This window comes from Pedomonas mirosovicensis (assembly GCF_022569295.1).
Lineage (GTDB): Bacteria > Pseudomonadota > Alphaproteobacteria > Sphingomonadales > Sphingomonadaceae > Pedomonas > Pedomonas mirosovicensis.
Genome location: NZ_JAKFIA010000001.1, coordinates 1,341,319 through 1,366,375 on the forward strand (window position 1 = coordinate 1,341,319; position 25,057 = coordinate 1,366,375).

Genomic DNA, 25,057 nt, shown 5'->3' on the forward strand with positions numbered 1-25,057 from the left:
TTAGGACAGGGCAATATCCGGCGCATCCTCGGCCTTCATGCCGATGATGTTGTAGCCGGCGTCAACGTGATGGATCTCGCCGGTCACGCCCGCGGACAGGTCGGAGAGCAGGTAGAGACCGGCCCCGCCTACATCCTCGATGGTGACGTTGCGGCGCAGCGGCGAATTCAGTTCGTTCCACTTCAGAATGTAGCGGAAGTCGCCGATGCCGGAGGCGGCCAGAGTCTTGATCGGGCCGGCGGAAATGGCGTTCACGCGTACTTTCTTGGGGCCCATGTCCATCGCCAGGTACTTCACGCTGGTCTCCAGCGCGGACTTGGCAACGCCCATGACGTTGTAGTGCGGCACCACCTTCTCCGCGCCGTAGTAGGAGAGGGTGAGGAGCGAGCCGCCGTTCGGCATCAGCTCTTCCGCCCGCTTGGCGACGGCGGTGAAGGAATAGACGCTGATGTTCATGGTCATCAGGAAGTTGTCGAGGGTGGTGTCGACGTACCGGCCCCGCAGCTCTTCCTTGTTCGAGTAGCCGATGGCGTGGACAACGAAATCGAGCGTGCCCCAGCGCTCTTTGATCGCATCGAAGGCCGCATCGATGGAGGCCATGTCCGATACGTCACAGGAAATCAGAAAGTCGGAGCCCACTGATTCCGCCAAGGGCCGCACCCGCCGTTCCAAAGCCTCGCCCTGGTAGCTGAACGCCAGCTCGGCGCCCTGGGCCGCCAGAGCCTGCGTGATGCCCCAAGCCAGGGAGCGATCATTGGCGACGCCCATGATCAGGCCACGCTTGCCTGCCATCAGACCTGTCATTTTCTTTGTCTCCGTTCTCTATTCCGGATGTTGGCGCGTCAATGGCATGGCAGGCAAGCGCCGGTCAACTAAGCGTTTCTGCCTTCCGAAGAACTTCCAACCGCAATGCCGCATTCAACTGTGCGCCGAGCACCAGGCCAATCCCTAAAACATAAAAGAACAGGAGGGTCACTATGATCCCTGCAAGGCTGCCGTAAGTAACGTTGTACGACCCCATCATGGTGAGGGCCAGCGGCAGCAGATGCGTTGCCGCGATCCAGATGGCGGCGGTGAGCAGCGCGCCGGGCCAGTGGCGGACCGGCAGGGCCTCGCGCGGGGTGAGCGCGCGGAACATGCCGTAAATGCCAAGCACCAGAATGGCGGGGGCGACGCCGGAGCCGACGAGCTTCATGAAGTCGGTGATGCCGCTGAGCCAGGGCAGGTAGCTCTCGATCATCTTCCGCGCCGCGTTGAGGACGAACTGGGCAATCATGGAGGAGAAGAGCACCAGCGCCGAGGCGATGACCAGAAGCGTGGACTGGAGCCGCTTGTACCAGAGGGAGCGATCCGACGTCTGATCGTAGGCCATGAGCACGATGACGCGGACGGTCTCGATGAAGTTGGCGGCGGTCCAGACCGTGACGATCGCGCCGAAGGTGAGCAGGCCCCTCTTGGTCGAACTGGCCAGCACCTCGTTGATAGGGGCGATCAGAACATCGGCCACCTGCGACGGAACCGAGTTCACCAGTATCTGGACGGCGCGCAGCCCTTCATCGGTGCGACCGAAGAACCCGGCCAGGCTGACGCAGAAAATGAAGAAGGGAAAGAGCGTCAGCAAGGTGAGATAGGCAAGGTTTCCGGCCAGGATCCCGCCGTTATCGGAGAAGAAGCCTGAGGCGGTCTTGCTGATGATTCGTCCGGCCGGGGTGTCGAGCAGGGTCGATGAGAGAATGCGCCATCTGGTCATAAGCTGTTTCGTAGCAAGGGGGCGAGGTTACGACAGGCCCCAGGACTCGCGCGGGTTGCGGCGCTTTCCTGCCGCCCAGGTCTCCGCAAAACGCTTGAGCTCGGCATCGGGCTCACCGGTATCGATCATCAGGCGGACCAACTGGTCGCCGCGCGCGCCATCCTTGCGGGTGAAGCCCTTGCCGCGCAGGCGCAGCAGCTTGCCCGAGGTGGAACCTGCAGGCACGCTCAGCATGACCGCGCCATCGACCGTCGGCACCTTGATCTTGGCGCCCAGCACCGCCTCGTCCAGCCGCAACGGCAGGTCGAGGAGCACATGATCGCCATCCCGCGTGAACAGGGCGTGGGGTTTGACGTGCAGCGAGACCAGCGCATCGCCCGCGCCTCCAGGGCCAGGGTCGCCCTGACCGGCAAGGCGCAGCTGCTGCCCCTCGACGAAGCCGGGCGGCAGCTTGATCTGGAGGGTCTTGCCGGTTCTGAGCGTCAAACGCTGCGGTTCCAGACGGGCCGCGGCCTCGAAGGGGATATCGAGGCGGTATTCCACCGTGCGCCCCTTGGGCCGGGGGCGGGCGCTCGCGGTGCGTTCTTCCCCGCCGAAGCCCGCGCCGAACGGGTTGCCGGCCCCGGCCCCGGCTCCAGCCCTGCGCCGACCGCCGCCGAAGAACTGGGCGAAGATGTCCATGGGATCGCCTTCAAAGGCGAAGCCGCCGCCGGCAGAGCCGGAGCCGCTCCGGTTTTGCCAAGCCTGTTCGAACGGAGAGCGCGCGGCGCCATCCGGGCCAATCTCGCCGCGGTCGAACTTGGCGCGCTTGTCCGGATCACCCAGAATGGCATAGGCCGCCGAGACCTCCTTGAAGCGCTCGGCCGCCTTGGGGTTGTCTGCATTCCGGTCGGGGTGAAGTTCCTTTGCCAGCTTACGATAGGCCTTCTTGATCTCGTCGTCGCTGCTGCCGCGCGCCACCCCAAGCACGCTGTACGGATCTCTCGCCACCGCTGCTTCCTCATCTTACTGTTGCAATAATGCAACGCCCGGCTCTCAAGGTAAGCATTAGACGAGCCGTTGTGAAGGGCGGCTGGCGAAATCCTCCAACCCGCCGGGGGAGTTACGCGCCGTCAGCGCCTCAACCCGCATCCGTGGCCGGACGGGGACGCACTGTGTGCAGGTTCTGGCGCGGCTACCCGCGCACCACGCGCCAACTGCCATCCGCCTGGCGGCAGGCCGTGCCTGAGCTGGTGCCCGACCGGCCCTCGCGCAGCGTGACGGATGTGGTGAAATCGCGACAGTTCTGCCCCTCGGCCGTGGCGTAGCTGGTGCTGGTGGGCGAAACGGTGCCACGGTTGCCGGTATCCGGGTTGGACCAGGCAAAGGACTGACCGACCGAGCCTTCGCTCAGCGCCCGCTGGGTGGCGGAGGACAGCTCGTTCTTGTCCTTGTTGTCCAGGCTCTGGCCGATCTCGCCGCCCAGATAACCGCCCGCAACCGCACCGAGGATCATGCCAATCGTGCCGCTGGTGCCGCTGCCGCCAATCGCCTTGCCGGCCACGGCGCCCACAGCCGCGCCGCCGATGGTGCCGATCCGCTCGCGATCCGCGCCTTCGCACGCGCAAAGAGCAAGAGAAATGGACGCAATCAGGATAACTCGTTTTATCATCATCATTGCTCCCTCAACGCTCGAGGGAGTAAACGCCCGAAGGCGGATTATGGGATCAGATGGGAAGCGTTATGGCGAATACTCCTCTTGCGGAACCTTATGAGATCTTCCGGGAATGGTTCGCCGAGGCGCAGGAAAGAGAGCCCAATGACGCCAATGCCATGGCGCTGGCAACGGCGGATGCCCAAGGCCGTCCCTCGGTTCGCATGGTGCTGATGAAAGCCTGGGACGAGGCGGGCTTCGTCTTCTACACCAATCTGGAAAGCCGGAAGGGCAGGGAGCTGGCGGAGAACCCCAACGTCGCGCTGCTGTTCCACTGGAAGTCGCTGCGCCGGCAGGTGCGGATCGAGGGTCCGGCGCTACCGGTGACGGAGGAGGAGGCTGACGCCTACTTCGCCTCCCGCCCGCGCGATTCGCAGATCGGGGCATGGGCCTCCGCCCAGTCCCGCCCGCTCGACGGCCGGGCGACCTTTCTTGGGCGCATCGCCCAGGAGGCGGCGCGGTTTGGCCTCGGGACAGTGCCGCGCCCGCCGTTCTGGTCGGGCTTCCGCGTGGCGCCGGAGCGGATCGAATTCTGGGAAGACCGGGCGTTCCGGCTGCATGAACGGCGCTTCTTTGTCCGGGGTGACGCGGGCTGGAGCTGGACCTACCTTTACCCGTAAGCCTGAAGCCGGGAGCAGATACGAATGAAGACAGGCGAATGAGCGAACCTGCGAACCTGAAGCGCCGGGCGGCCACGGCATCGGTGGTTCTCGCCATCCTGCTGATCGGAGCCAAGGTGGTGGCGACGCTCAGAACAGGGTCCGTCGCCATGCTGGGCTCGCTGGCGGACTCGGCGCTCGATCTGCTGGCCTCGCTCATCACCCTGATGGCGGTGCGGATCGCCTCGACTCCGGCCGATGACAACCACCGCTTCGGTCATGGCAAGGCCGAGGCCATTGCCGCCCTGGTGCAGACCGGCATCATCCTGGCCTCCGCCCTCGGCATCGGCTGGCGGGCCGTGCTGCGGATCATCGACCCGGAGCCGGTGAGCGCACCGTTGATGGGCGTGGGCGTCTCGCTTCTCGCCATTGTCGCCACGCTTGGGCTGGTGGCCTACCAGCGCTCGGTGGTGCGCCGGACGGGCTCCATCGCCATCAACACGGACATGCTCCATTACCAGAGCGACCTGCTGCTCAACGCCTCGGTTATCCTGGCGCTGGGGTTGGAAAGCGGGCTGGGATTGACGGGGGCGGATTCCGCCTTCGGCTTGCTCATCGCCCTGTACCTGGCCTGGGGTGCTCTCAGCAATGCCCGCCACGCCATCGACATGCTGATGGACAAGGAGTGGGCTCCAGAGCGGCGGGCGCAGGTGGTGCAACTGGCAGCGGCCCATCCGGAAGTGAAGGGCGTGCATGAACTGCGAACCCGCAGCAGCGGCACCGACGACTTCATCCAATTTCATATCTGGGTGCATCCGGCCATGACGCTGGAGGAGGCCCACCGGGTATCGGACGAGGTGGAGGCGCAGGTGCGGCAGGGCTTTCCGCAGGCGGATATTCTCATCCATGTCGACCCGGAAGGGCACATCGAGGAAAACGAGCGGGGCATGGAGCCCCTTCCCAACCAGCCCATTCCTGACCAGAAGGATCTGCGCGCATGAAGAAGCTGCCCATCTACCAGATCGACGCCTTCACCAACCGCCCGTTCGCAGGCAACCCGGCGGCGGTGATGCCGCTGGAAGAATGGCTTCCGCCCGAGATGATGCAGCGCATCGCCGCCGAGAACAATCTGGCCGAGACCGCTTTTTTCGTGAAAACGCCGGGCGGCGACGCGGACTATCACCTGCGCTGGTTCACCCCGGCTATGGAAATCGAGCTGTGCGGCCACGCAACGCTCGCCTCGGCGTTTGTCATCTTCACCGAACTGAACCGGGAGCTGGACCGGGTGCGCTTCTCGACTGAGAAGGCAGGGCCGCTGGCCGTGACCCGCAAGGGCGATCGGCTGAGCCTGGACTTCCCCGCTCGCGCGCCCAAGGCCGCCCAGCCCGACGAGGCGCTGGCAGCCGCCATGGGCGCTGCGCCGACCGAGTGGCTGACCTTCGGCAACAAGCATTTCCTCCTCTACCCGGATGAGGCGACGGTTGCCCGCCTCCAGCCGGACATGCGGGCGCTGCGCCAGCAGTTCGATGGCTATGGCGTCATCGCCACGGCGCGGGGCGAGGGGGAGGTGGACTTCGTCTCCCGCTTCTTCGCGCCGGGCCTGGGCGTGGACGAAGACCCGGTGACGGGCTCGGCCCACTGCCTGCTCATCCCCTACTGGGCGGAGAAACTGGGCAAGGAAGCAATGTTCGCCCGCCAGATCAGCGCGCGTGGCGGCGACCTGTGGTGCCGCCTCGATGGCGAGCGGGTCGAGATCACCGGCCAGTGCGTGGAGGTGATCCGGGGAACGTTCTCGGTTTAAGGTGTTGTTCTCTAAGCTGCGCTTGTTCGCAGGAGGGGCTTACCCCTCCTGCACCTCCCATTCGTTTTTCGGGCCGTTTCCTGCATGGCTGCTGATGCAGGCTGGATCATGGATCGCGCCTGCTCCTTATAATCATTCAATTCAAAAGACGTTGAAGAGGGTGCGCTACCGGGGATGGATACGCGGCCCTGTGCGTGCAGTATCCAGCTCACGCAACCGCTTATGAAAAGCGCGGCCCCAAAAACGAACGGGAGTGCAGAGGAAGCCCGTTTCTTGTGCGCCTCCGCGCACGGGGACCCTCTGCGACAAGAAAAATCGAAAACCCTACCCGCGTGACCACCGCTCGGCGGCGGCATCGTCTTCGGCGCGGGCGGCGACCCAGTGGGTGCCGGTATCGCCTTCTTCCTTCTTCCAGAAGGGAGCTTTGGTTTTGAGCCAGTCCATGAGGAACATGGCAGCCTCGAACGCCGCGTGGCGGTGGGCGGAGGCGATGGCGACGAGGACGATCTGGTCGCCGGGCATCAGGCGGCCGTGGCGATGGATGATGGTGCCGCCGAGCAGGGGCCAGCGTGTTTCGGCTTCGCGGGCGATCGCCTCCAGCTGGCGCTGGGCCATGGCGGGGTAGTGTTCCAGCGTCATGGCGGTGATGGGCTGGCCGTCCGTCCTGTCATGCATGAGCATGTCGCGCACGAGGCCGGTGAAGGTGACGAGCGCGCCGATGTCCGTACGCTTGTCCCGCAGCCGGTCGAGCTCGGCGGCGACGTTGAAGTCGTGCGGCTGGATGCGGACCTCGATCATCCCCCGGTCACCGGCGGAAAGAGGGCGATCTCATCGGTGGAGGAGACGGGGTGGGCGTCGTCCGCATAGTCCTGATTGACGGCGACGCGGATGGCGCTGCGGTTTTCCAGAACGGCGGCATAGTCGGGCCCACGGGAGGCCAGCCAGCCGAGCAGCGCGCCGACGCTTGTCACGCCGTCGGGAAGCGCCACGTCTTCCTCGTCGCGGCCGATCCGTTCCCGTACCCAGGAGAAGTAAAGCAGTTTCATAAGCAGGCCCTTGGCGCGTGTGGCCGTCAGGTCATGTGCTTGAGGCCGACCCGCAGGTAATCATAGCCGGTAATCAGGGTCATGACCGCCGCCGCCCACAGGCACAGAAGGCCAATTTCATGGGCCGGCAGCATGTTGCCGACCGCGCCTTCAAGGATGAGCGCGCCCAGCGCAATCATCTGGAAGGCGGTCTTCCACTTGGCGAGGCGGCTGACCGGAACGGAGACGGCCGCGCCCGCCAGAAACTCGCGCAGACCCGACACCGCGATCTCCCGCAGGAGAATGATGAGGCCGGCGATCACGTTGACCCCGCTGATCGTCCGCTCGGCGATGAGCATGACGATGACCGCCGCCACCATGATCTTGTCGGCGATGGGATCGAGAAACTGGCCGAGCTTGGAGACGGTGCCGCGCGCACGGGCGAGGTAACCGTCGAAATAATCGGTGATTCCGGCCATGCAGAAGATCACGAAGGCCAGAAGCGAGCCCAGCCAGGTGGGCCCCCACAGCATGAAGACAAGCAGGGGCACGGCCAGAATGCGGCTGAGCGTTAGAAGATTGGGTAAGCTTGTAAGCATCGCAGGGCACAGTAGGCGAGTCGGCAGCGCTTCTCAACCATCAGGCAGGGGGCGGCTTGCACAAATGCGCGCGAGGCTTCCGTTTCTCGCGCATAAAACGCTCGTGGGGACGCCTGTGTTGCCGGATGAAGGCGCAGGCGGGGGGTGTCAGACATTCTGCTCGACTTGACGTTTACGTTAACGTAAAGCGAATAGCAGGAGGAGCGCACGGCATGGACGAGGCGATTGCACCGGCTGAGGATATGGCGGCCACCCGGACCTTCCGGGCGCTGGACTATCCTTTCGGCCGCGCCGCGCCGGCGCCGGGGGCGCTCAGGGAAGTTGCCGAAGGCGTTTACTGGCTGCGGATGCCGCTGCCGTTCTCGCCCCGTCATATCAACCTCTACGTGCTGGAGGGCGACGACGGCTGGACAATCATCGACACCGGCCTGCGTTGGGGCGAGACCCGGATGCTATGGGAGCAGGCGCTTGCCGGCCCGCTGGCGGGCAAGCCCGTGACGCGGGTGCTGGTGACTCATTTTCATCCCGATCATCTGGGCCTTGCCGGCTGGCTGTGCGAGCGCACGGGCGCGCACCTTTACATGTCGCGCAGCAATTACCTGCTGGCCTCCATGCTTATTTTCAGCGCGATGCCGGAGCCGCCCGAGGCGGCGCTGGACTTCTACCGGCGGGCCGGATGGGGGGAGGCGGATCTGGCTGCCTTCCGCCAGCGCGGATGGAATGGCTTTGCCCGCGCGGTTCATGCCTTGCCCACGTCGTTCCGGCGGGTGCGCGAAGGGGATATACTGCGGATCGGCCGTCATGCGTGGCGTATCGTCGCCGGCGAGGGGCACGCGCCGGAGCATCTGTGCCTGGTGTGCGACGACCTCGGCGTGATGATCGCCGGTGACCAGGTGTTGCCGCATATCAGCCCCAACGTATCGGTTACCCCGATGGAGCCGGAGAGCAACCCCTTGCGGGATTGGCTGGAGAGCATCGAGGCGCTGCGGGCGCTGAGCCAGGACCTGCTGGTGCTGCCCGCCCATGGCGAACCCTTCTACGGACTGCATGAGCGGCTCGACCAGCTGGCGGCGGAACATGCCCTCAAGCTGGAGGCGCTGCTGGCGCATTGCGCCGCGCCGCGCACGGTGGTCGAGTGCTTCGAGGCGCTGTTTCAGAAGCGAATTACGGTCAGCGACATCATGTCCGCTACCGGCGAAGCGCTGGCCCACTTGAACTATCTGAAATATTGCGGCCGGATGGATATCCGGCTGGAGGATGGAGTGGCGGTCTACTCCGCCTGCTGAGGTTGGGAAAGGAAGGGTTGAGATGACGGCATGGGAGCGGCCCTGGCTGGCCAACTACAGTCATGAAGCGGCCTGGGATACCCGTTTCGAGGCAATGCCGGTGCATCATATTCTGGAGCGCTCGGCCAGCGTGACGCCGAATGCGCCCTACCTCGAATTCCTCGGCCGCAGCTACACCTACGGCGAGGTGATGGACCTGGTTTGCCGGGCCACCAAGGGCTTCCAGAAGCTGGGAGTGCAGAAGGGCGTGAAGGTGGGCCTCTTCCTGCCCAACTGCCCGCAATATGTGATCGCCTACTACGCCATCCTGAAGGCGGGCGGCACGGTGGTGAACTTCTCGCCGCTCTACTCGGTCGACGAGCTGGCCGCGCAGGTGGAGGATTCAGAGACGGACATCATGGTCTGTCTCGACGTGGCGAGCCTCTATGCCACCATCAGCCAGGTGCTGGAGCGCAGCCGCCTCAAGTGCCTGGTGGTCGGCTCTCTGGCGCGGGCGCTGCCGCCAGTGAAGAGCGTGCTCTACCGTCTGTTCCGCCGGCGGGAGCAGGCGGAAGTGACCATCGATGAGCGCCATGTGGCCTTCGAGGCGCTGGTCTCCAACGACGGCAGGCCCGCACCGGTGCAGATCAACCCGGAAGAGGATCTGGCCCTCTTGCAATACACCGGTGGCACCACCGGCCGTCCCAAGGGCGCGATGCTGACCCACGCCAACCTGTCCATCAACGCCCAGCAGGTGGCGGCGGTGGACAATGAGGCCTACACCCAGCCCCAACGGATGCTGGGCGCGCTGCCGTTCTTCCACGTGTTCGCCAACACCGTGGTGCTCAACATGACGACGCTGGTGGGCGGCGAGGTCATCATGCTGCCGAAGTTCGAGCTGGGGCAGGCGATCAAGACCATCCGCCGCACCAAGGTGACGGTGCTGCCCGGCGTGCCCACCATGTACACGGCGATGCTGAATCACGCGGCGCGGCAAGAGCAGGACCTGGCCTCGCTGCGGCTGTGCATTTCGGGCGGCGCGCCGCTGCCGGTGGAGCTGAAGGCGCAGTTCGGCACCGCCACGCCGGCCGTGCTGGTGGAAGGCTACGGGCTGACGGAAAGTTCGGGCGTGGTCTCGGTCAATCCATTCCACGGGGTCAACAAGCCGGGCTCCATCGGCCTGCCGTTGCCGGGCACCGACATCGTGATCGTGGACAAGGACGATCCGACCAGGGTGCTGCCCGTGGGCGAGGCGGGAGAGCTGACCATCGGCGGCCCGCAGATCATGCGCGGCTACTGGCGGCGCGACAACAAGGACGTGTTCGTGGATGGCCGCCTGCGGACCGGCGACGTGGGCTACATCGACCCGGACGGCTACACCTTCATCATCGACCGGATGAAGGACATGATTACGGTCGGCGGGTTCAAGGTCTATCCGCGCATGCTAGAGGAGCTGCTCTACCAGCACCCGGCGGTGCAGGAGGCGACGGTGATCGGCATTCCCGACGACTACCTCGGCCAACGGCCCAAGGCCTTCGTGGTGCTGAAGCCGGACCACGCGCACGAGGTGGATGGGGCGGCGCTGCTCGCCTGGCTCAACGGCAAGGTGGCCAAGCACGAGCGGGTGGCGGCCATTGAGATCCGCGACAGTCTGCCCAAGACCATGATCGGCAAGCTCTCGAAAAAGGAGCTGGTGGAGGAGGAAATGGCGCGGCGGGTCTCGGCTGTCGCCGTTGCCGCGCACAAGGGCTGAGCCGCGGCTTTCCCGATAAACGGGCTTGATGCAACAGGACGGGCGGGCAGCGGCATCCCCGCCCGGTTCTGCCGGCGCGCCGCGCATTTTCGCCAACCTGTGCAGTGGAATGTTATCGCTTCGTCCGGATTAGCGCCTCGTGCGTTCTATTACAGCCAATAGTGGCGTAATCGGACGATCAAGGAGAGGCTGCATGAAGCGCGCAATGTGCAGCGCAGCGCTGATCGGAGTTCTGGCGATGGCGACCTCATGCGCCGGCACGGAGGGGCTGTTTGCCGGCGGCAATGGGATGTTTTTGAAGCTGGGGCCGGCCACGGTGGGGCTTGGGGGCAACCAGCAGGGGTGGCTTGCGCTGAATTCCCTGAACTGGGCTGGCGGCCAATATCCGCAGCAGGGCTACCCGGTGGGCACCTATCCGCAGCAGGCCTATGGCTACCCGCAACAGGCCTATCCGCAACAAACATACCCGCAGCAGACCTACCCCCAGCAAACCTATCCAACGGACACGACGCAGACTTACCCGCAGCAGACCTATCCGACAGAGACGACGCAGGAATATCCTCAGCAGACCTACCCCTCGGACACGACCCAGGCCTATCCGTCTGACACGACGGGGCAGACCTACGCCGCCAACACCGCGCAGACGACGGTCCCTTCCGGGCCGGGCCTTGCCTCGCTGAGCACGTCCGACCCGGCGGCGGCGGCGGCGATTTCCCAGGCGTGCGCGTCAGGCCAGCCGCTGAACACGGTGACGGTGCGGCAACTCCAGCCTGACGGCACCTACAAGGATATCCAGCTGAACGGGGTCAACCTCTCCTGCGGCAGCCCTGCGGCCGGCGGAGAGCCGGGACAGCCGCTGAAGCCGGGCGAGGAAGTGATGATGACCTTCGGTGACGCCAAGGTGGTGGCGCAAGGCAAGCTGAAGCAGGCAAAGAAGGAGGAATAGCGCCCCAGCGCCCGCCGGAAGGCTGCCGGCTAGCGGTAGCGCTGACGGCGGATGACCGCCGCTTCCACCACCAGGAGGAAAATGACGGCGTTGAACAGCGCGCCCCACAGGTCGATGGGCAGCAGGCTTGGCGTGATGTAGCTGGTCGGGCTGGCGGCAGCGGCCTTCTGGAAGAAGACGATCCAGCCGATGAGCGGCGCGGCGGCAAGCGCTCGCCCGATCCCGCGCCAGTTCAGCAGCGCGCGGCATTGCAGCCGGAGATATATCGCGGCTGAGGCCAGAAGGATCAGAAAGCCAATCATCATGTGCAACATGGCAACAATCAATAGAATGCGAAAATGAATTTTTTCTGAATCGAACCTGTCGGAATCAGTACGCAAACAATTGTTTCCTGATTCCGCAGGCCAAGCCCTGCCGATGAAACCCGCGCGCCTGTTTAAAGCCGAGGATTTCCGCCGAATCCGGGCAGGGCAATGGCGCTCGGGCGCATGTGGTGGACCTGCGGGCGACAGGGAAGGGCATGGCGGGCAAAAGCGCCGTTAAACGTCGCAGGCGAGACGAGTCTTGACATTGTTCTTGTTTTGTTCTATTGTCAGCGAATCAATATGGCTTAGTGTGCGCGTAGTCGGAACTCTGCGGATCGTAACCGTAGGATCAGAGCAGCAAGGAGGTACGCGTGCAAACAGGGGATTTGAACGGGGGCGGAAGGGCGCCAGCGGCGCCTGGACGTTCGCGGGGCGAGGTATGGCCTTGCGCGGGATAACGAGGGCTCTTGCGGCCTTACGCCCGGCGTGCGGGGCGGCCCTTGCCCTGGTTGTCCTGATGACGGCTCTGGTTGCGGGCGGCGGCGTGGCCGTGGCGGGCGACCGGCCGGGCTTTCCCGCCTTTTCCAGCCGCTCGCCGGTGATCGCGGCGCAGGGTGCGGCCGCGACCAGCCAGCCGCTGGTGACCCAGGTGGCGCTTGACGTGCTGAAGGCCGGTGGCAGCGCGGTTGACGCAGCCATTGCGGCCGATGCTGCGCTCGGCCTGATGGAGCCGACAGGCAGCGGCATCGGCGGCGACCTGTTCGCCCTGGTATGGGATCCGCGGACCCAGAAGCTCTATGGCCTCAACGCCTCCGGCACGGCCCCGCGCGGGCAGACCCTGGCGCAGCTGAAGGCCAAGCTGAAAGCGCGCAATGGCGGCGTGGAGCCCAAGACCGTGCCGGTGGCCGGCAGCTTCTCGGTGACGGTGCCGGGGGCGGTTGGCGGCTGGTTCGCGCTGAACGAGCGCTTCGGCAAGCTGCCGATGGAAGAGGTGCTCTCGCCCGCCATCGGCTATGCGCGCGACGGCTTTCCGGTCTCGCCGGTGATCGCCGACCTGTGGGCCATGAACTTCCGCCGCTTCGGCAAGAATGCGGCCATGATCGAGGAGCGGGGCAACGCCGCCGCAACCTATATGATCGACGGCCACACGCCGAAGGCAGGCGAGATTTTCCGCAATCCGGACCTGGCCGAAACGCTGAACCTGATCGCCCAGGGCGGGGCCGATGCCTTTTATCGCGGGCCGGTCGCCCGCACCATCGATGCCTATATGAAGCGCATCAAGGGCCCGCTGCGCTACGCGGACTTCGCCAGCTTCAAGCCCGAGTGGGTGGAGCCCGTCTCCACCAACTACCGGGGCTATGACGTGTGGCAGATTCCGGCCAACACGCAGGGCATCATCGTGCTCGAGATGCTGAACATCCTGGAGGGCTTCGACCTGAAGGCGATGGGCTTCGATAGCGCCGACCGGCTGCACGTGATGGCCGAGGCCAAGAAACTGGCCTTTGCCGACCGGGGCCGCTACCTGGGCGACCCGGCCATGGCGCAGGTGCCGATCAAGGGTCTCATCGATAAGGCCTATGCCGCCCAGCGGCGCGCGCTGATCGACATGCGCCACGCGGCCCCGGCCGAGGTGGACCCAGGCAAGCCGATCTTCGAGCGTACCGATACCGTCTACCTGACAGTGGCGGACAAGGATGGGATGATGGTCTCCCTCATCCAGTCCAACTACGCCGGCATGGGATCGGGCCTGGTGCCGGACGGGCTGGGCTTCATGCTCCAGAACCGGGGCGCGCAGTTCAACCTGGATGCCAGCCACCCCAACGCCTATGCGCCGGGCAAGCGGCCGTTCCACACCATCATCCCAGGCTTCGTCACCAAGGACGGCAAGCCCTGGATGTCGTTCGGCGTGATGGGCGGAGCCATGCAGCCGCAGGGGCAGGTGCAGGTGCTCAGCAACATCATCGACCTGGGCATGGATGTGCAGTCGGCAGGCGATGCGCCGCGCTGGCGACATATCGGCGGACCGGATCCGGGCAACGCGGAGGAAAGCGCGCCGAACACCCTGTTCCTGGAGCACGGCTTCTCACCCGCGACCATTGCAGAACTGCAGCGGCGCGGCCATGTCGTCAAAATAGGCGGCGAGGACGTTGGCGGCTATCAGGCAATCCTGCGGGCTGAGAATGGCGTCTACTGGGCAGCCTCCGAAATGCGGAAGGATGGGCAGGCGGCCGGCTATTAAGGCCATCCGGCTCGTTCAGCGCAGGGGTCTTTAACCCCTGCGCCTCGTTCTCCGGTTCAGCCGCGCGCAACGCACTGTTGCGCGCGGCTGACGCTAAAGACGGGCCTGTTTTATCCGGCCTGCTTGACGCAGATCGCAGCCCTCATCCCCTTGTTGATCGTGCTTGTCTGCCGCGGGGCATGCGCCCGGCTCGAAGGGGGCGCTAGTGCTGGTCCGGCCAACGGGTGCGGGCCCGCAGGAACCTGGTTATCTGTTTCTCGCTGACGGACCTGGCGGCCTGCCGCTGATCGCCCGCGGGCTTTGCCCGGCGGTTTTCCTGATCCTGATTTTCCGGAGGCGCGGGGTGCGGGGCGATGGTCTTGCGGGTCATCGGGTCGGAGTGGGCGGTCTGCCCCGCCGCCAGGGCCTCGTTCACAATGGTTTCCAACTCGTGCCGGCGGAAGGGTTTCCGCAAAAGGGGAGCGTTGATCTCACGGTCGGCGTCTTCCGGCGTTGCCACGTTGAGGTAGCCGGACATAAGCACCACGGGCAGGTTTGGGTAAAGCTTGCGCGCCCGGTCGATCAGATCGAGGCCGCTGGTGCCTGGCCCGAGGAACATGTCGGTGAGCAGCAGGTCGATCGGTGTGCCTGACTGGAGGCGGGTGAGCGCCGCATCGCCGCTATCCGCCTCCAGAATTTTGTAATCCATCCGCTTCAACAGGGCGCAGGTGAGCTGGCGGACGTCCTCGTCGTCGTCCACCACCAGGATAGTCGCGCCGCGGGCCGTGGGCACGGCCGCCTGGCGCTCGACCGGCCGCGCCTCGGTTTCCTCCAGCTGCCGGGGCAGGTACATGCAAATGGTGGTCCCCTTGCCGGGCAGGGAATCGATGGTGAGGTGGCCGCCAAGCTGCTTCACGAAACCGTAGACGATGCTGAGGCCAAGGCCGCTGCCCTTGCCCGGCGGCTTGGTGGTATAGAACGGCTCAAGGACGTGCTCCAGCACCTCGGGAGGCATGCCCGTGCCCGTATCGCACACGCAGATGAGCACGTAGTCGCCCGTCTGCACATCCAACGGCAGGGTTTCGTCATTGTTGTGGTCCAGGTGGGTGTTGGCGGTAGAAATGGTGACGGTGCCGCCATCCGGCATGGCATCCCGGGCATTGACCACAAGGTTGATAATGGCGTTTTGCAACTGACCAGGATCGGCCCGGCAATGCCAGCCCTCCGATTCCGCCTTGAAAACCAGGCGAATGGTGGGCGGCAGCGACCGGCGCATCAGTTCGGAAATTTCCGCCAGAACCTTTTCAGGATCAACGACGCTGATTTCCAGGCTCTGCTTGCGGGCAAAGGCGAGCAGACTGCGGGTGAGGCCCGCGCCCCGGTCGGCAGCCTTGAGCGCCAGATTGGCGAAGTGGCAGAGCTGCGGCTCCTTTTCCAGATGCTCCTGCAGCAACTCGAGATTGCCAACGATGATGGCCAGAAGATTGTTGAAATCGTGAGCAATGCCACCGGTGAGCTTGCCGATGGCCTCGGTGCGCTGGGAGAGCTGGGTCTGTTCGGCGATCGCGCGCAAGCGGGTCACATCGCTGGCCGACCCCACCACGCCGACGACCTGCCCGTTCGGGTCCAGCAGGCGCTCCAGATGGACCGAGATGACGCGCCGGTGATTATCCTGAATGTACTCAATCTCTTCGGTCACATGGCCGCCTTCCTCGATGGCCTTTTTCCGGAGGGCCACCGCACGCTCGGCTGCCTCGGGGGGGAGGATGTCGACATCGGTTTTGCCCAGAAGAGAATCCACCGTGAAATCGAAGAGAGGGTTGAACACCCAGGTAAACCGGCCCTCAAGATCCTGATTGTAAACGGCAATATCAGAGCCTGCCAGGGCGATGCGAATGCGCTGCTCGGTCAGGCGCAGGGCGTCCATGGCCTCGATGAGATCGGTAATATCGCTGGAAGACAGAACGAGGCCGTGGATATCCGGATCGCGCATCATGTTCCGGCAGAGAAACCGCTTCCAGTGGTAGTTGCCGTGCGCGTCGTAATAACGGAACGGCGTGAAGTTGACCGGGTCCGTGCCGGTGACCAGCTTCTCCCACTGCTTGTCGAACTGTGCCCGGTCGTCTGGGTGGATGTGATCCCGAAAATCCATCCCTCTCAGTTCCGCGTGGGAGAAGCCCAGAAGGTCAACCAAGGATTGGTTGAAGAAGCGCAGGTGTCCTGTGGGGTCGGAGACGGCGAGGGTGTCCAGGTTGTTGTCGATAAGGGCAAGGTAGAAGCGTCGGTTCTCGATCAATTCGGCGACCTGGCGGGCTTCACGGGCTTGCTGGCGGCGGACGTACACAATCGTGGCAACGAAGGCCAGAATGGTGCCCGTGCAGAACAGGGTAATGAGAAAGAGTGCCTGGGCGCTCATAATTATCGCGCCTCCACTGTGCCATATGGGTGAAAGAAGAACGCGTTGTTCGGTGAAAAGTCCCTCCGGCGCCGCTTGCTTGCGGCAGGCGGCATCAAAAGAAAAAGCCCCGTTTCCAACGGGGCTTTTTCTTTGGAAGAATTGAGAAGATCAGGACGGTCAGGCAGACGGCTTGATTTCGCCCGATTTTACCCGCCGCAGGTAGTCGCTGACCATGCGCTTCAGCTCCGGCGCGAGCAGGTAGAGACCGATGATGTTCGGAATCGCCATCAGGAAGAACATGCTGTCGATGAGGTTGACCACGCGGCTGAGGTCAAGCACCGCGCCGAACGGCAGCATCACGCAGTAGAGCAGGCGGTAGAAGGTCTGGCTCGCCTTGGAGTGGCCGAACAGATAGCTCCAGGCCTGAATGCCATAGTAGCCCCAGGCGATGAGCGTGGAGTAGGCGAAAAGGAAGACCGCAACGGCCAGAACGTAAGGGAACCAGGACGCGACGCTGGCAAAGGCCGCCGAGGTGATGGCCACGCCCTCAAGGCCCTGGGCGTAGGTGCCAGCAACGACGATCGTCACCGCCGTGATGGTGCAGATGACGACCGTATCGATAAACGGCTCCAGCAGCGCCACCAGGCCTTCAGAGACCGGCTCGCGCGTTTGGGCCGCGCTGTGGGCGATGACCGCGGAGCCGATGCCGGCCTCGGTCGAGTAGACGGTGCGGCGCATGCCGACGACGAACGCGCCGATGGCCCCGCCCGCCACGCTGTCCGCCGAGAAGGCATCGCGGATGATAAGCAGCAGCGCATCAGGCAGCGCCGTGATGTTGGAGAAGAGGATGATGGCGCAGCCCGCCAGGTAGAAGATGCACATGGCCGGCACCAGGCGCGAGGTGACGGTGGCGATCCAGCCGATGCTGCCGACAACGACCGCGCCCACCGCGATGGCGAGGAGGATGCCGTAGATCCAGCCGTTGTCGAGGCCGGTGACGGCGCTGACCTGGGCGTAGGACTGGTTGACCTGCAGCAGCGGAATGGCCCCGCCCAACGCGCAGATGGCATAGAAGACGGCGAGGAACTTGCCGGTGCGCTGAAGGCCGAGCCCGGCGAGGCCCCGCGAGAGGGTGTACATGGGGCCGCCGCTGACCGAGCCGTCCGCATGCTCGATGCGGTAGCGCACGCCAAGCGTGACCTCCGCCATTTTCAGCGTCATGGCGAACCAGGCAATGACGAACATCCAGAAGGCCGCGCCCGGCCCGCCGATGCTGATGCCGATGGCCGTGCCCGCGATGTTGCCCAGGCCAACGGTGCCCGACAGGGCAGTGGACAGGGCGGCGAACTGGCTGACCGAGCCCGGCGCGGTAGGATCGTGGAAGTGGCCGCGCACCACGCGCAGGGCCAGGGGCAGGGCGCGGAGATTGGGGAAGCCGAGATAGAGGGTGAAAAGCACCATCGGCGCGGCCAGCCAAAGAACGATCCCTTCCACCTCGACGCCGAACAACGGAACCTTGGCAAAGACATTGGCAGCAAGCGAATCGATGACGCCGGATAAAGCGGTTACAACATCAGACACAGAATAGTTCTCCTCGCCTCTCGGCTTTATTCACCTATGGTTAAGCCCAAGGGGCGATATCAGACAGCCGAGCACGGCCTGCTTGGTACGCTTTGGCATTGATCCGCTCTATAACCGTACTAGGAAACAGTGTCAGCGCAGAAGTTGTATGCGCCACGCTGCGCTCGGAATACACGCGAAGGGGATATCGATGACACGCAAGTACTTCGGAACGGATGGCATCCGGGGGCTGACCAATACCGCGCCCATGACCGCCGAGATGGCGATGAAGGTGGGCATGGCGGCCGGACACCGTTTCCTGCGTGGCAACCATAAGCACCGGGTGGTCATCGGCAAGGATACCCGCCTGTCCGGCTACATGATGGAAACCGCGCTGGTGGCGGGCTTCACCGCTGTCGGCATGGACGTGGTGCTGGTGGGGCCGATGCCGACCCCGGCGGTGGCGCTGCTCACCAAGTCGATGCGGGCGGACCTGGGCGTGATGATCTCCGCCTCGCATAACCCGTTCCACGACAACGGGATCAAGCTGTTCGGCCCGGACGGTTACAAGCTTTCGGACCAGGAGGAACTGGAGATCGAGCAGCTAATCGACTCCGACCTCAGCACTGTGCTGGCCGAGCCGGCCAACCTGGGCCGCGCCCGCAAGCTGGAAGACGCGCGCGGGCGTTACATCCACTTCGCCAAATCCACCTTCCCCAACAACCTGCGGCTCGATGGGCTGAAGGTGGCGGTCGATTGCGCCAACGGCGCGGCGTATAACGTGGCGCCGTCCGTCTTCTGGGAACTGGGCGCGGACGTGGAGGTCATCGGCGTGACTCCCAACGGCTTCAACATCAACGACAAGGTGGGCTCGACCTCCCCGCAGGCGCTGGCCGCCAAGGTGGTGGAGACGGGCGCGCATGTGGGCATTGCGCTCGACGGCGACGCGGACCGGCTGATCGTCGTCGACGAGACCGGCCGGGTGGTGGACGGCGACCAGTTGATGGGCCTTATCACCAAGGCATGGGCGGACGCGGGCAAGCTGAAGGGCAACGGCCTGGTGGCGACCGTGATGTCCAACCTGGGGCTGGAGCGGCACCTGGAAGGCCAGGGCCTGCACATGCGCCGCACCAAGGTCGGTGACCGCTACGTGCTGGAGGCCATGCGCGCGCATGGCTACAACGTGGGCGGCGAGCAATCCGGCCACATCATCCTGACCGACTACGCGACGACGGGCGACGGCATCATTGCCGCGCTGCAGGTGCTGGCCTGCATCGTGGAGAAGGGCAGGCCGACCTCGGAGGTTACCCACGTGTTCGAGCCCTATCCGCAGCTGCTGCAAAACGTGCGCTACAACGGCGGCCAGCCGCTGGAGAATGCCAAGGTGCAATCGGTCATCCAGACCGTGGAGCAGCGGCTGAATGGGCGCGGACGGCTGGTCATCCGCAAGTCGGGCACCGAGCCGCTGATCCGCGTGATGGCGGAAGCCGATGACGAATTGTTGGTCAATGAGGCTGTTCAGGAAGTCTGCGAGGCCGTAAAGGCCCACGCATGACTGATACACATGATGATGGCATGGCCCGGCCGAAAGGCCGGGTGCTGATTGTTGCAGGTTCGGATTCCGGCGGCGGGGCGGGCATCCAGGCGGACATCAAGGCCGTCACCGTGCTCGGCGGCTACGCCATGACGGCGATTGCCGCGCTCACCGCCCAGAACACCGAAGGCGTGTTCGGCATTCATGCCGTGCCGCCTGAGTTCGTGCGCCAGCAGATGACGCTGGTGCTGGACGACATCGGCGCAGACGTGGTCAAGACCGGTATGTTGCTGAACGCCGGGATTATCGAGGTGGTGGCGCAGGAACTGGCGGCGCGGGCCCATGGCGTACCGCTGGTGGTCGACCCGGTGATGGTCGCCAAGGGCGGAGCCGGACTGCTGGCGGACGATGCGGTGGAAGCGCTGCGGACCCTTCTTATCCCGCACGCGGCGCTGGTGACGCCCAACGTGCCGGAGGCCGAACTGCTCTCCGGCCGAACCATCGAGACCGAGGATGACATGCGGGCGGCAGGCGAGGCCATCCTTGCTCTGGGGCCGAATGCGGTGCTGGTGAAGGGCGGGCATCGGCCGGGCAGCGTGGTCAACGACGTGCTGCTGACCCGCGAGCAGGCCATCACCATCACCGGCCCGCGGTTCGATACCATCCACACCCACGGCACCGGCTGTACGCTCGCCTCCGCCATCGCCACCGGGCTGGCGCAGGGCCTGACCCTGCACGGCGCTTGTGAACGGGCGCGCCGCTTCGTGGAAGAAGCCATCCGCACCGCGCCAAGGCTGGGGCGGGGCCATGGTCCGCTCAACCACCTGTGGGTGCTGCCCCGGCAGGCGTAGGGTTTGGGGCGGGTTTGGGGCGCGCCTAGATCTCGGGGCTCCACTGTGCCTTCCGGCTGAGGTCGCGGGCGCACAGGATATCCAGCGCCATGATGCCGAGCACGCTGGCCAGCGCCACCATGCCCCATGTGCGCTGCGGATTGTCTCGCCGTATGGCCGGGGTGAGAGTGGCGACATCAAGCGCATCGCCGGCGACGCGGCCCCACATCCACCCGGTGGGGTGATGGCTGGTGAGCAGGCCAACGCCAGTGGCGATTTCCCGCGCGCCGTAGGCGCCCACCAGGTTCCGCTTGTCCTCCAGGCCGAGCGAGCGGGTGACTGGGCGGTTGCCGAGCAGTTCGGCAAGGCCAAGGCCGATGCTGAACCATCCAAGAAGCTTCGCGGTACGTTCGGCATTCATCGTTCCGTCTCCTCCCGGTCTCAACACTACAAGGGGTGTGGGAGGCTGAACGCGGGCGGGGCGAAGGAGTGCCGTTGTTACTGGCACTTGCGCCAGCGGCCCATGTCCAGATGGAAATGGTCCTGATGGTAGCCGTCCGCCTCGGGGCCGAGGACGATGGAGAAGTAGCGGCACGCGCCATCGTGCACCGTGCGGAGGAAGGCGCGAGCGGCGCCGTCCCCGCTCGACCAGTCCGCCTTCACCCGGATGCGCCGGCCGTTCTCCAGGACGAAGGCGGCCACATCCAGCGCGTTGGCGCTGGCGTGCTCCGAGATCGGGGCATTGGCCTTGCCGTTGCGATTACGGCAGGAATAGCTTCCGAAAGTCTCAATCTTTTTAATGCCTTGCCCGTAATACTTGCGAGCCGCTGGCAAGACGCTCTCGCGCACCCAGAGGTGATAACCGGCGATCATCGGGCAGGTGAGGGGCAGCTTGCGGTCAGGCAGCACCAGGGCATCCAGCATGCGCGAGGTGTTGGAGACGACGCACTGGGGGCCGTCCGTCCAGTCCTTCAATGGCTCGACCGTCAGCCCTTGCGTCTGCCTGAGCAGGGATTGGCACAGCGCCGGGTTGGAGCGCAGCGCGTATAGCTGCTGTTGGATGGCGGCGGTGGACGGCGCGTTGAGGTCTGGCGCGGGCAGGGGGCGCGCTACGGGTGGCCGGGGAGCGGGGTGCTGCCTCGACCCGCCGCCGCACGCCGCCAGTGCTGCCAGCAATGCCACTCCCGATAGCCGGAGGGCGACTCGTCCGTTCAAAATACTCGTGACCCGCATGGCCAAGGCGTAGCGAATCCTGAGCGGCAAGGGAACCGGGCCGCGACCAACCGTGGCGTTGCGCCTCGCTGGCACCCCGACTTTTTGGATTGCCGCAGGTGATTCGAGACGCGACGCGGCAGCGAAGCGGGGCCATACGTACATCGGCGGGGGTAAAATAGAGGGGGTGGTGACGGCTGGCCTCGCCTTTTGTCTGAGTAATTGCGGGCGGTGAGAGCCGGGGCTGGTCCAATGGCGAGGCCGAGCTATGGGGTGGATCCAGGTGTTTAACTAGTTCCAAATTTATCGACTAAATTTCAAGAGTTTATAGGGATATCTTCAAAGATAAGTTTGGAGGCGAAAGCCCTGTTCTTGGCCAGCGCACAGGGCGGGGTGAAGGGGCCCGCCCGGACGAACCCTTCGAAAAATTCCCGTTGACGGGTCGCTTCAAATCTGCGCTTTGGACGGTGGGCCACGCCTCCCCAACGAGGCGCGTGCTCTCTGCAAGGAGAGAAACATCATGACGACGAATACCCCTGCCGCCACTGCGGCAGCGACCCCTGCTGTACGCCCCAACAATCCGGATTTCTCGTCTGGTCCGTGCGCCAAGCGCCCCGGCTGGACCGTGGACGCCCTGAAGGACGCGCCGCTCGGCCGTTCGCACCGCGCCAAGATCGGCAAGGCGAAGCTGAAAGCCGCCATCGACAAGACCCGCGAAGTCCTCGGCGTTCCCGCCGACTATCGCATTGGCATCGTTCCCGCGTCCGACACCGGCGCGGTTGAAATGGCCCTGTGGTCGCTGCTCGGTGCCCGCCCGGTCACCATGCTGGCCTGGGAAAGCTTCGGCGCCGGCTGGGTGACCGACGTGGTGAAGCAGCTGAAGCTGGACGCCACCACCTTCGAAGCGCCCTACGGCGAGCTGCCGGACCTCACCAAGGTCGACACCGACACCGACGTGGTGTTCACCTGGAACGGCACCACCTCCGGCGTGCGCGTGCCCAACGGCGACTGGATCAAAGACGACCGCGCCGGCCTGACCATCTGCGACGCGACCTCGGCCGCGTTTGCCATGGACCTGCCGTGGAACAAGCTCGATGTGGTGACCTTCTCCTGGCAGAAGGTGCTGGGCGGCGAGGGCGCGCACGGCGTGCTGATCCTCAGCCCCCGCGCCGTCGAGCGCCTCGAGACCTACAAGCCCGCCTGGCCGCTGCCGAAGATCTTCCGCATGACGAAGAACGGCAAGCTGATCGAGGGCATCTTCCAGGGCGAGACCATCAACACCCCGTCCATGCTCTGCGTCGAGGACTATCTGGACGCGCTGAACTGGGCGGCATCCGTTGGCAATGCCAAGGGCCTGATCGCCCGGTCGGAAGCCAACTACAAGGCGCTGCAGGCGTGGGTCGATCGCACCGATTGGGTGGAGAACCTGGCCGCTGATCCGGCCATCCGCTCCTGCACCAGCGTGTGCCTGAAGATCGTCGACCCGTGGTTCCAAGGGTTGGACAAGGACGCGCAGGCCGGTGTGCCGAAGCAGATCGCCGCGCTTCTGGAGAAGCAGGGCGTTGCCTACGACATCAACGGCTACCGTGATGCTCCGGCAGGCCTGCGGATCTGGTGCGGCGCGACGGTCGAGACCGCCGATGTCGAGGCGCTGACCGGCTGGCTGGACTGGGCCTTTGCCCAGGTGAAGGCCGAGCTGATCGCCAAGGCCGCCTAACCACACTCCCAAGATGATGACGAAACGGGGCACCGCCGCTGAACCAGCAGCGGCCAGCTCCCGGCTCAGGCCCGCTTTTGCCTGAATGGCGCTGCGGGACTCCCAAGGCAAAGGATCAAGAGACATGCCTAAGGTTTTGATTTCCGACAAGATGTCGCCGAAAGCCGCGGAGATCTTCCGCGCCCGTGGTATCGAGGTTGATGAGATTTTCGACCTGACCAAGGAGCAGCTGCTCGAGAAGATCGGCGACTATGACGGCCTTGCCATCCGCTCCTCGACCAAGGTGACGAAAGAGGTTCTGGAAGCCGCCGCCAAGGGCAATCTGAAGGTGATCGGCCGCGCCGGTATCGGCGTTGACAACGTGGACGTGCCCGCCGCGACGGCCAAGGGCATCATCGTGATGAACACGCCGTTCGGCAACTCCATCACCACCGCCGAGCACGCCATTGCCCTGATGTTCGCCCTGGCCCGCGACATTCCCGCCGCCGACACCTCGACGCAGGCCGGCAAGTGGGAAAAGAACCGCTTCATGGGCGTGGAGCTGACCGGCAAGGTGCTGGGTGTCATCGGCTGCGGCAACATCGGCTCGATCGTCGCCGACCGCGCGCAAGGCCTGAAGATGAAGGTGATCGGCTACGATCCGTTCCTGACGCCGGAGCGCGCGCAGGACCTGGGCATCGAGAAGGTGACGCTGGAAGACCTGCTGGCCCGCGCCGACTTCATCACCCTGCACACCCCGCTGACCGACAGCACCCGCAATGTGCTGAGCCGCGAGAACCTCGCCAAGACCAAGAAGGGCGTGCGGATCATCAACTGCGCCCGCGGCGGCCTTGTCGACGAGGCGGCGCTGAAGGACCTGCTGGAAGCTGGCCACATCGCCGGCGCGGCGCTTGACGTGTTCATCGAGGAACCGGCCAAGAACAACCCGCTGTTCGGCACGCCGGGCCTCATCTGCACGCCGCACCTGGGCGCATCGACCACCGAAGCGCAGATCAACGTTGCGCTGCAAGTGGCTGAACAGATGGCGGAATATCTGACCACGGGCGGCGTTTCTAATGCTTTGAATGTGCCGTCGCTCACCCCGGAGGAAGCGCCGAAGCTGCGCCCTTACATGACGCTGGCCGAGGAGCTGGGCGCGCTGGCCGGCCAGCTGGTCAGCAACGTGGAGGCGATCACGGTCGAGTACGAAGGCGCGATCGCCGAGCTGAACACCAAGCCGGTGACCGCCGCCATTCTGGCCGGTCTGTTCAAGCAGCACTCCGATACGGTGAACATGGTCAACGCGCCGTTCATCGCCAAGGAGCGCAATATCGACGTCTCCGACGTGCGTCACGACCGCGAGGGCGACTACCACACGCTGGTGCGCCTTACCGTGAAGACGGACGCGGGCGAGCGCTCGGTGGCGGGCACGCTGTTCTCCAACCGCGAGCCGCGCCTCGTCGAGATGTTCGGCATCAAGGTGGAAGCCGACCTGACCGGCCCGATGCTGTTCGTCATCAACGAGGACAAGCCGGGCTTCATCGGCCGCCTCGGCTCGCTGTTGGGCGAGGCGAACGTGAACATCGGCACCTTCCACCTCGGCCGCCGTGCCGCCGGTGGCGAGGCGATCGTGCTGCTCTCGCTCGACAGCCCGGTGCCCGATTGGCTGGTCGCCCAGCTGAAGGACGTGCCGCAGGTGCGCGAGGTGAAGGCTCTGACTTTCTAAGGCCGGGCCTTCTAAAGCTGGACCTTCTAAAGCTGGCCTTTCCGGCCTGAAACGACTAAAAGCCGTTCGCCCGGCCTCAAATCGGGCGAGCGGCTTTGGTGTGAATGGGCGGCCCGAGCGTTATTGGCTTGGGCCGGACCAGAATAG

General features: G+C 64.9%; 23 protein-coding genes. 11 read left to right on the forward strand and 12 right to left on the reverse strand.

Translation table 11 applies throughout. The features are described 5' to 3' along the window. From fabI to L0C21_RS06435, 4 genes are all read right to left on the reverse strand, one after another. Complete coding sequence (fabI, locus tag L0C21_RS06420; protein ID WP_259277568.1) at positions 1 to 804, reverse strand: enoyl-ACP reductase FabI; 804 nt, start codon at positions 802 to 804, stop codon at positions 1 to 3. 64 nt (positions 805 to 868) lie between these two features. Then, positions 869 to 1,750, reverse strand: coding sequence for a YihY/virulence factor BrkB family protein (locus L0C21_RS06425; protein ID WP_259277569.1), 882 nt, complete (start codon positions 1,748 to 1,750; stop codon positions 869 to 871). Between the two features lie 27 nt (positions 1,751 to 1,777). After that, on the reverse strand, positions 1,778 to 2,740 hold the full coding sequence (locus L0C21_RS06430; RefSeq protein ID WP_259277570.1) for a DnaJ C-terminal domain-containing protein: 963 nt from the start codon (positions 2,738 to 2,740) through the stop codon (positions 1,778 to 1,780). A 184-nt stretch (positions 2,741 to 2,924) separates the two neighbouring features. Continuing rightward, entirely contained in the window at positions 2,925 to 3,407 is a 483-nt protein-coding gene (locus tag L0C21_RS06435; RefSeq protein WP_259277571.1) for an RT0821/Lpp0805 family surface protein, read from the reverse strand. Between the two features lie 65 nt (positions 3,408 to 3,472). On the opposite strand from L0C21_RS06435, the gene pdxH reads away from it, so the two are divergent. Genes pdxH through L0C21_RS06450 form a run of 3 tightly spaced genes read left to right on the forward strand, consistent with a single transcriptional unit; the run spans position 3,473 to position 5,843 of the window. Then, a complete protein-coding gene (pdxH, locus tag L0C21_RS06440) occupies positions 3,473 to 4,063 on the forward strand; it encodes a pyridoxamine 5'-phosphate oxidase (RefSeq protein WP_259277572.1) in 591 nt (196 codons plus the stop codon). Positions 4,064 to 4,101: 38 nt separating this feature from the next. Continuing rightward, complete coding sequence (locus L0C21_RS06445; protein ID WP_259277573.1) at positions 4,102 to 5,043, forward strand: cation diffusion facilitator family transporter; 942 nt, start codon at positions 4,102 to 4,104, stop codon at positions 5,041 to 5,043. Then, complete coding sequence (locus L0C21_RS06450; RefSeq protein ID WP_259277574.1) at positions 5,040 to 5,843, forward strand: PhzF family protein; 804 nt, start codon at positions 5,040 to 5,042, stop codon at positions 5,841 to 5,843. The genes L0C21_RS06445 and L0C21_RS06450 overlap by 4 nt, the downstream gene beginning before the upstream one ends. Before the next feature lie 324 nt (positions 5,844 to 6,167). On the opposite strand, the gene L0C21_RS06455 is transcribed toward L0C21_RS06450, so the two are convergent. The 3 genes from L0C21_RS06455 to pgsA are packed head-to-tail and all read right to left on the reverse strand — an operon-like array spanning position 6,168 to position 7,467. Continuing rightward, positions 6,168 to 6,641, reverse strand: coding sequence for a molybdenum cofactor biosynthesis protein MoaE (locus L0C21_RS06455; RefSeq protein ID WP_259277575.1), 474 nt, complete (start codon positions 6,639 to 6,641; stop codon positions 6,168 to 6,170). Next, positions 6,638 to 6,889, reverse strand: a complete 252-nt coding sequence (moaD, locus tag L0C21_RS06460; RefSeq protein WP_259277576.1) for a molybdopterin converting factor subunit 1 — start codon at positions 6,887 to 6,889, stop codon at positions 6,638 to 6,640. Before moaD ends, L0C21_RS06455 begins: the two co-directional genes overlap by 4 nt. 26 nt (positions 6,890 to 6,915) lie before the next feature. Beyond that, positions 6,916 to 7,467 (reverse strand): CDP-diacylglycerol--glycerol-3-phosphate 3-phosphatidyltransferase, encoded by a 552-nt coding sequence (gene pgsA / locus L0C21_RS06465; protein ID WP_259277577.1) that lies wholly within the window; start codon positions 7,465 to 7,467, stop codon positions 6,916 to 6,918. Between the two features lie 212 nt (positions 7,468 to 7,679). Here pgsA and L0C21_RS06470 point away from each other — a divergent pair, with 212 nt between their 5' ends. The 3 genes from L0C21_RS06470 to L0C21_RS06480 all read left to right on the forward strand — a co-directional run bounded on the left by L0C21_RS06470 (position 7,680) and on the right by L0C21_RS06480 (position 11,431). Then, positions 7,680 to 8,753 carry an MBL fold metallo-hydrolase gene (locus tag L0C21_RS06470; RefSeq protein WP_259277578.1) on the forward strand — a complete coding sequence of 358 codons (1,074 nt, stop codon included), beginning with the start codon at positions 7,680 to 7,682 and terminating at the stop codon, positions 8,751 to 8,753. 22 nt (positions 8,754 to 8,775) lie between these two features. After that, positions 8,776 to 10,485: a long-chain-fatty-acid--CoA ligase gene (locus tag L0C21_RS06475; protein WP_259277579.1), complete on the forward strand. Its 1,710-nt coding sequence runs from the start codon at positions 8,776 to 8,778 to the stop codon at positions 10,483 to 10,485. 193 nt (positions 10,486 to 10,678) lie between these two features. Continuing rightward, on the forward strand, positions 10,679 to 11,431 hold the full coding sequence (locus L0C21_RS06480; RefSeq protein ID WP_259277580.1) for a hypothetical protein: 753 nt from the start codon (positions 10,679 to 10,681) through the stop codon (positions 11,429 to 11,431). 29 nt (positions 11,432 to 11,460) lie between these two features. Here L0C21_RS06480 and L0C21_RS06485 read toward each other — a convergent pair whose 3' ends face one another. Further along, on the reverse strand, positions 11,461 to 11,745 hold the full coding sequence (locus tag L0C21_RS06485) for a hypothetical protein (protein WP_259277581.1): 285 nt from the start codon (positions 11,743 to 11,745) through the stop codon (positions 11,461 to 11,463). 508 nt (positions 11,746 to 12,253) lie between these two features. Here L0C21_RS06485 and ggt point away from each other — a divergent pair. Further along, entirely contained in the window at positions 12,254 to 13,975 is a 1,722-nt protein-coding gene (gene ggt, locus L0C21_RS06490) for a gamma-glutamyltransferase (protein WP_259277582.1), read from the forward strand. 202 nt (positions 13,976 to 14,177) lie between these two features. Here the strand turns inward: ggt and L0C21_RS06495 are convergent, their stop codons facing one another. Together L0C21_RS06495 and L0C21_RS06500 are read right to left on the reverse strand one after the other, a co-directional pair. Then, the gene (locus tag L0C21_RS06495) at positions 14,178 to 16,370 is read right to left on the reverse strand and encodes a hybrid sensor histidine kinase/response regulator (RefSeq protein WP_259277583.1); all 2,193 of its coding nucleotides are present in this window, start codon (positions 16,368 to 16,370) and stop codon (positions 14,178 to 14,180) included. A gap of 159 nt (positions 16,371 to 16,529) precedes the next feature. Next, a complete protein-coding gene (locus L0C21_RS06500) occupies positions 16,530 to 17,933 on the reverse strand; it encodes an alanine/glycine:cation symporter family protein (RefSeq protein ID WP_259277584.1) in 1,404 nt (467 codons plus the stop codon). A gap of 190 nt (positions 17,934 to 18,123) precedes the next feature. Here L0C21_RS06500 and glmM point away from each other — a divergent pair, with 190 nt between their 5' ends. After that, the gene (glmM, locus tag L0C21_RS06505) at positions 18,124 to 19,467 is read left to right on the forward strand and encodes a phosphoglucosamine mutase (RefSeq protein ID WP_259277585.1); all 1,344 of its coding nucleotides are present in this window, start codon (positions 18,124 to 18,126) and stop codon (positions 19,465 to 19,467) included. Then, positions 19,464 to 20,297, forward strand: coding sequence for a bifunctional hydroxymethylpyrimidine kinase/phosphomethylpyrimidine kinase (thiD, locus tag L0C21_RS06510; protein ID WP_259277586.1), 834 nt, complete (start codon positions 19,464 to 19,466; stop codon positions 20,295 to 20,297). The genes glmM and thiD overlap by 4 nt, the downstream gene beginning before the upstream one ends. A gap of 25 nt (positions 20,298 to 20,322) precedes the next feature. On the opposite strand, the gene L0C21_RS06515 is transcribed toward thiD, so the two are convergent. Together L0C21_RS06515 and L0C21_RS06520 are read right to left on the reverse strand one after the other, a co-directional pair. Then, entirely contained in the window at positions 20,323 to 20,697 is a 375-nt protein-coding gene (locus tag L0C21_RS06515) for a hypothetical protein (protein WP_259277587.1), read from the reverse strand. A 77-nt stretch (positions 20,698 to 20,774) separates the two neighbouring features. Then, positions 20,775 to 21,452 (reverse strand): extensin-like domain-containing protein, encoded by a 678-nt coding sequence (locus tag L0C21_RS06520; RefSeq protein WP_259277588.1) that lies wholly within the window; start codon positions 21,450 to 21,452, stop codon positions 20,775 to 20,777. 556 nt (positions 21,453 to 22,008) lie between these two features. On the opposite strand from L0C21_RS06520, the gene L0C21_RS06525 reads away from it, so the two are divergent. Together L0C21_RS06525 and serA are read left to right on the forward strand one after the other, a co-directional pair. Beyond that, positions 22,009 to 23,205 carry a phosphoserine transaminase gene (locus L0C21_RS06525; protein WP_259277589.1) on the forward strand — a complete coding sequence of 399 codons (1,197 nt, stop codon included), beginning with the start codon at positions 22,009 to 22,011 and terminating at the stop codon, positions 23,203 to 23,205. A gap of 124 nt (positions 23,206 to 23,329) precedes the next feature. Continuing rightward, the gene (serA, locus tag L0C21_RS06530; protein WP_259277590.1) at positions 23,330 to 24,910 is read left to right on the forward strand and encodes a phosphoglycerate dehydrogenase; all 1,581 of its coding nucleotides are present in this window, start codon (positions 23,330 to 23,332) and stop codon (positions 24,908 to 24,910) included. Positions 24,911 to 25,057 lie beyond the last annotated feature (147 nt).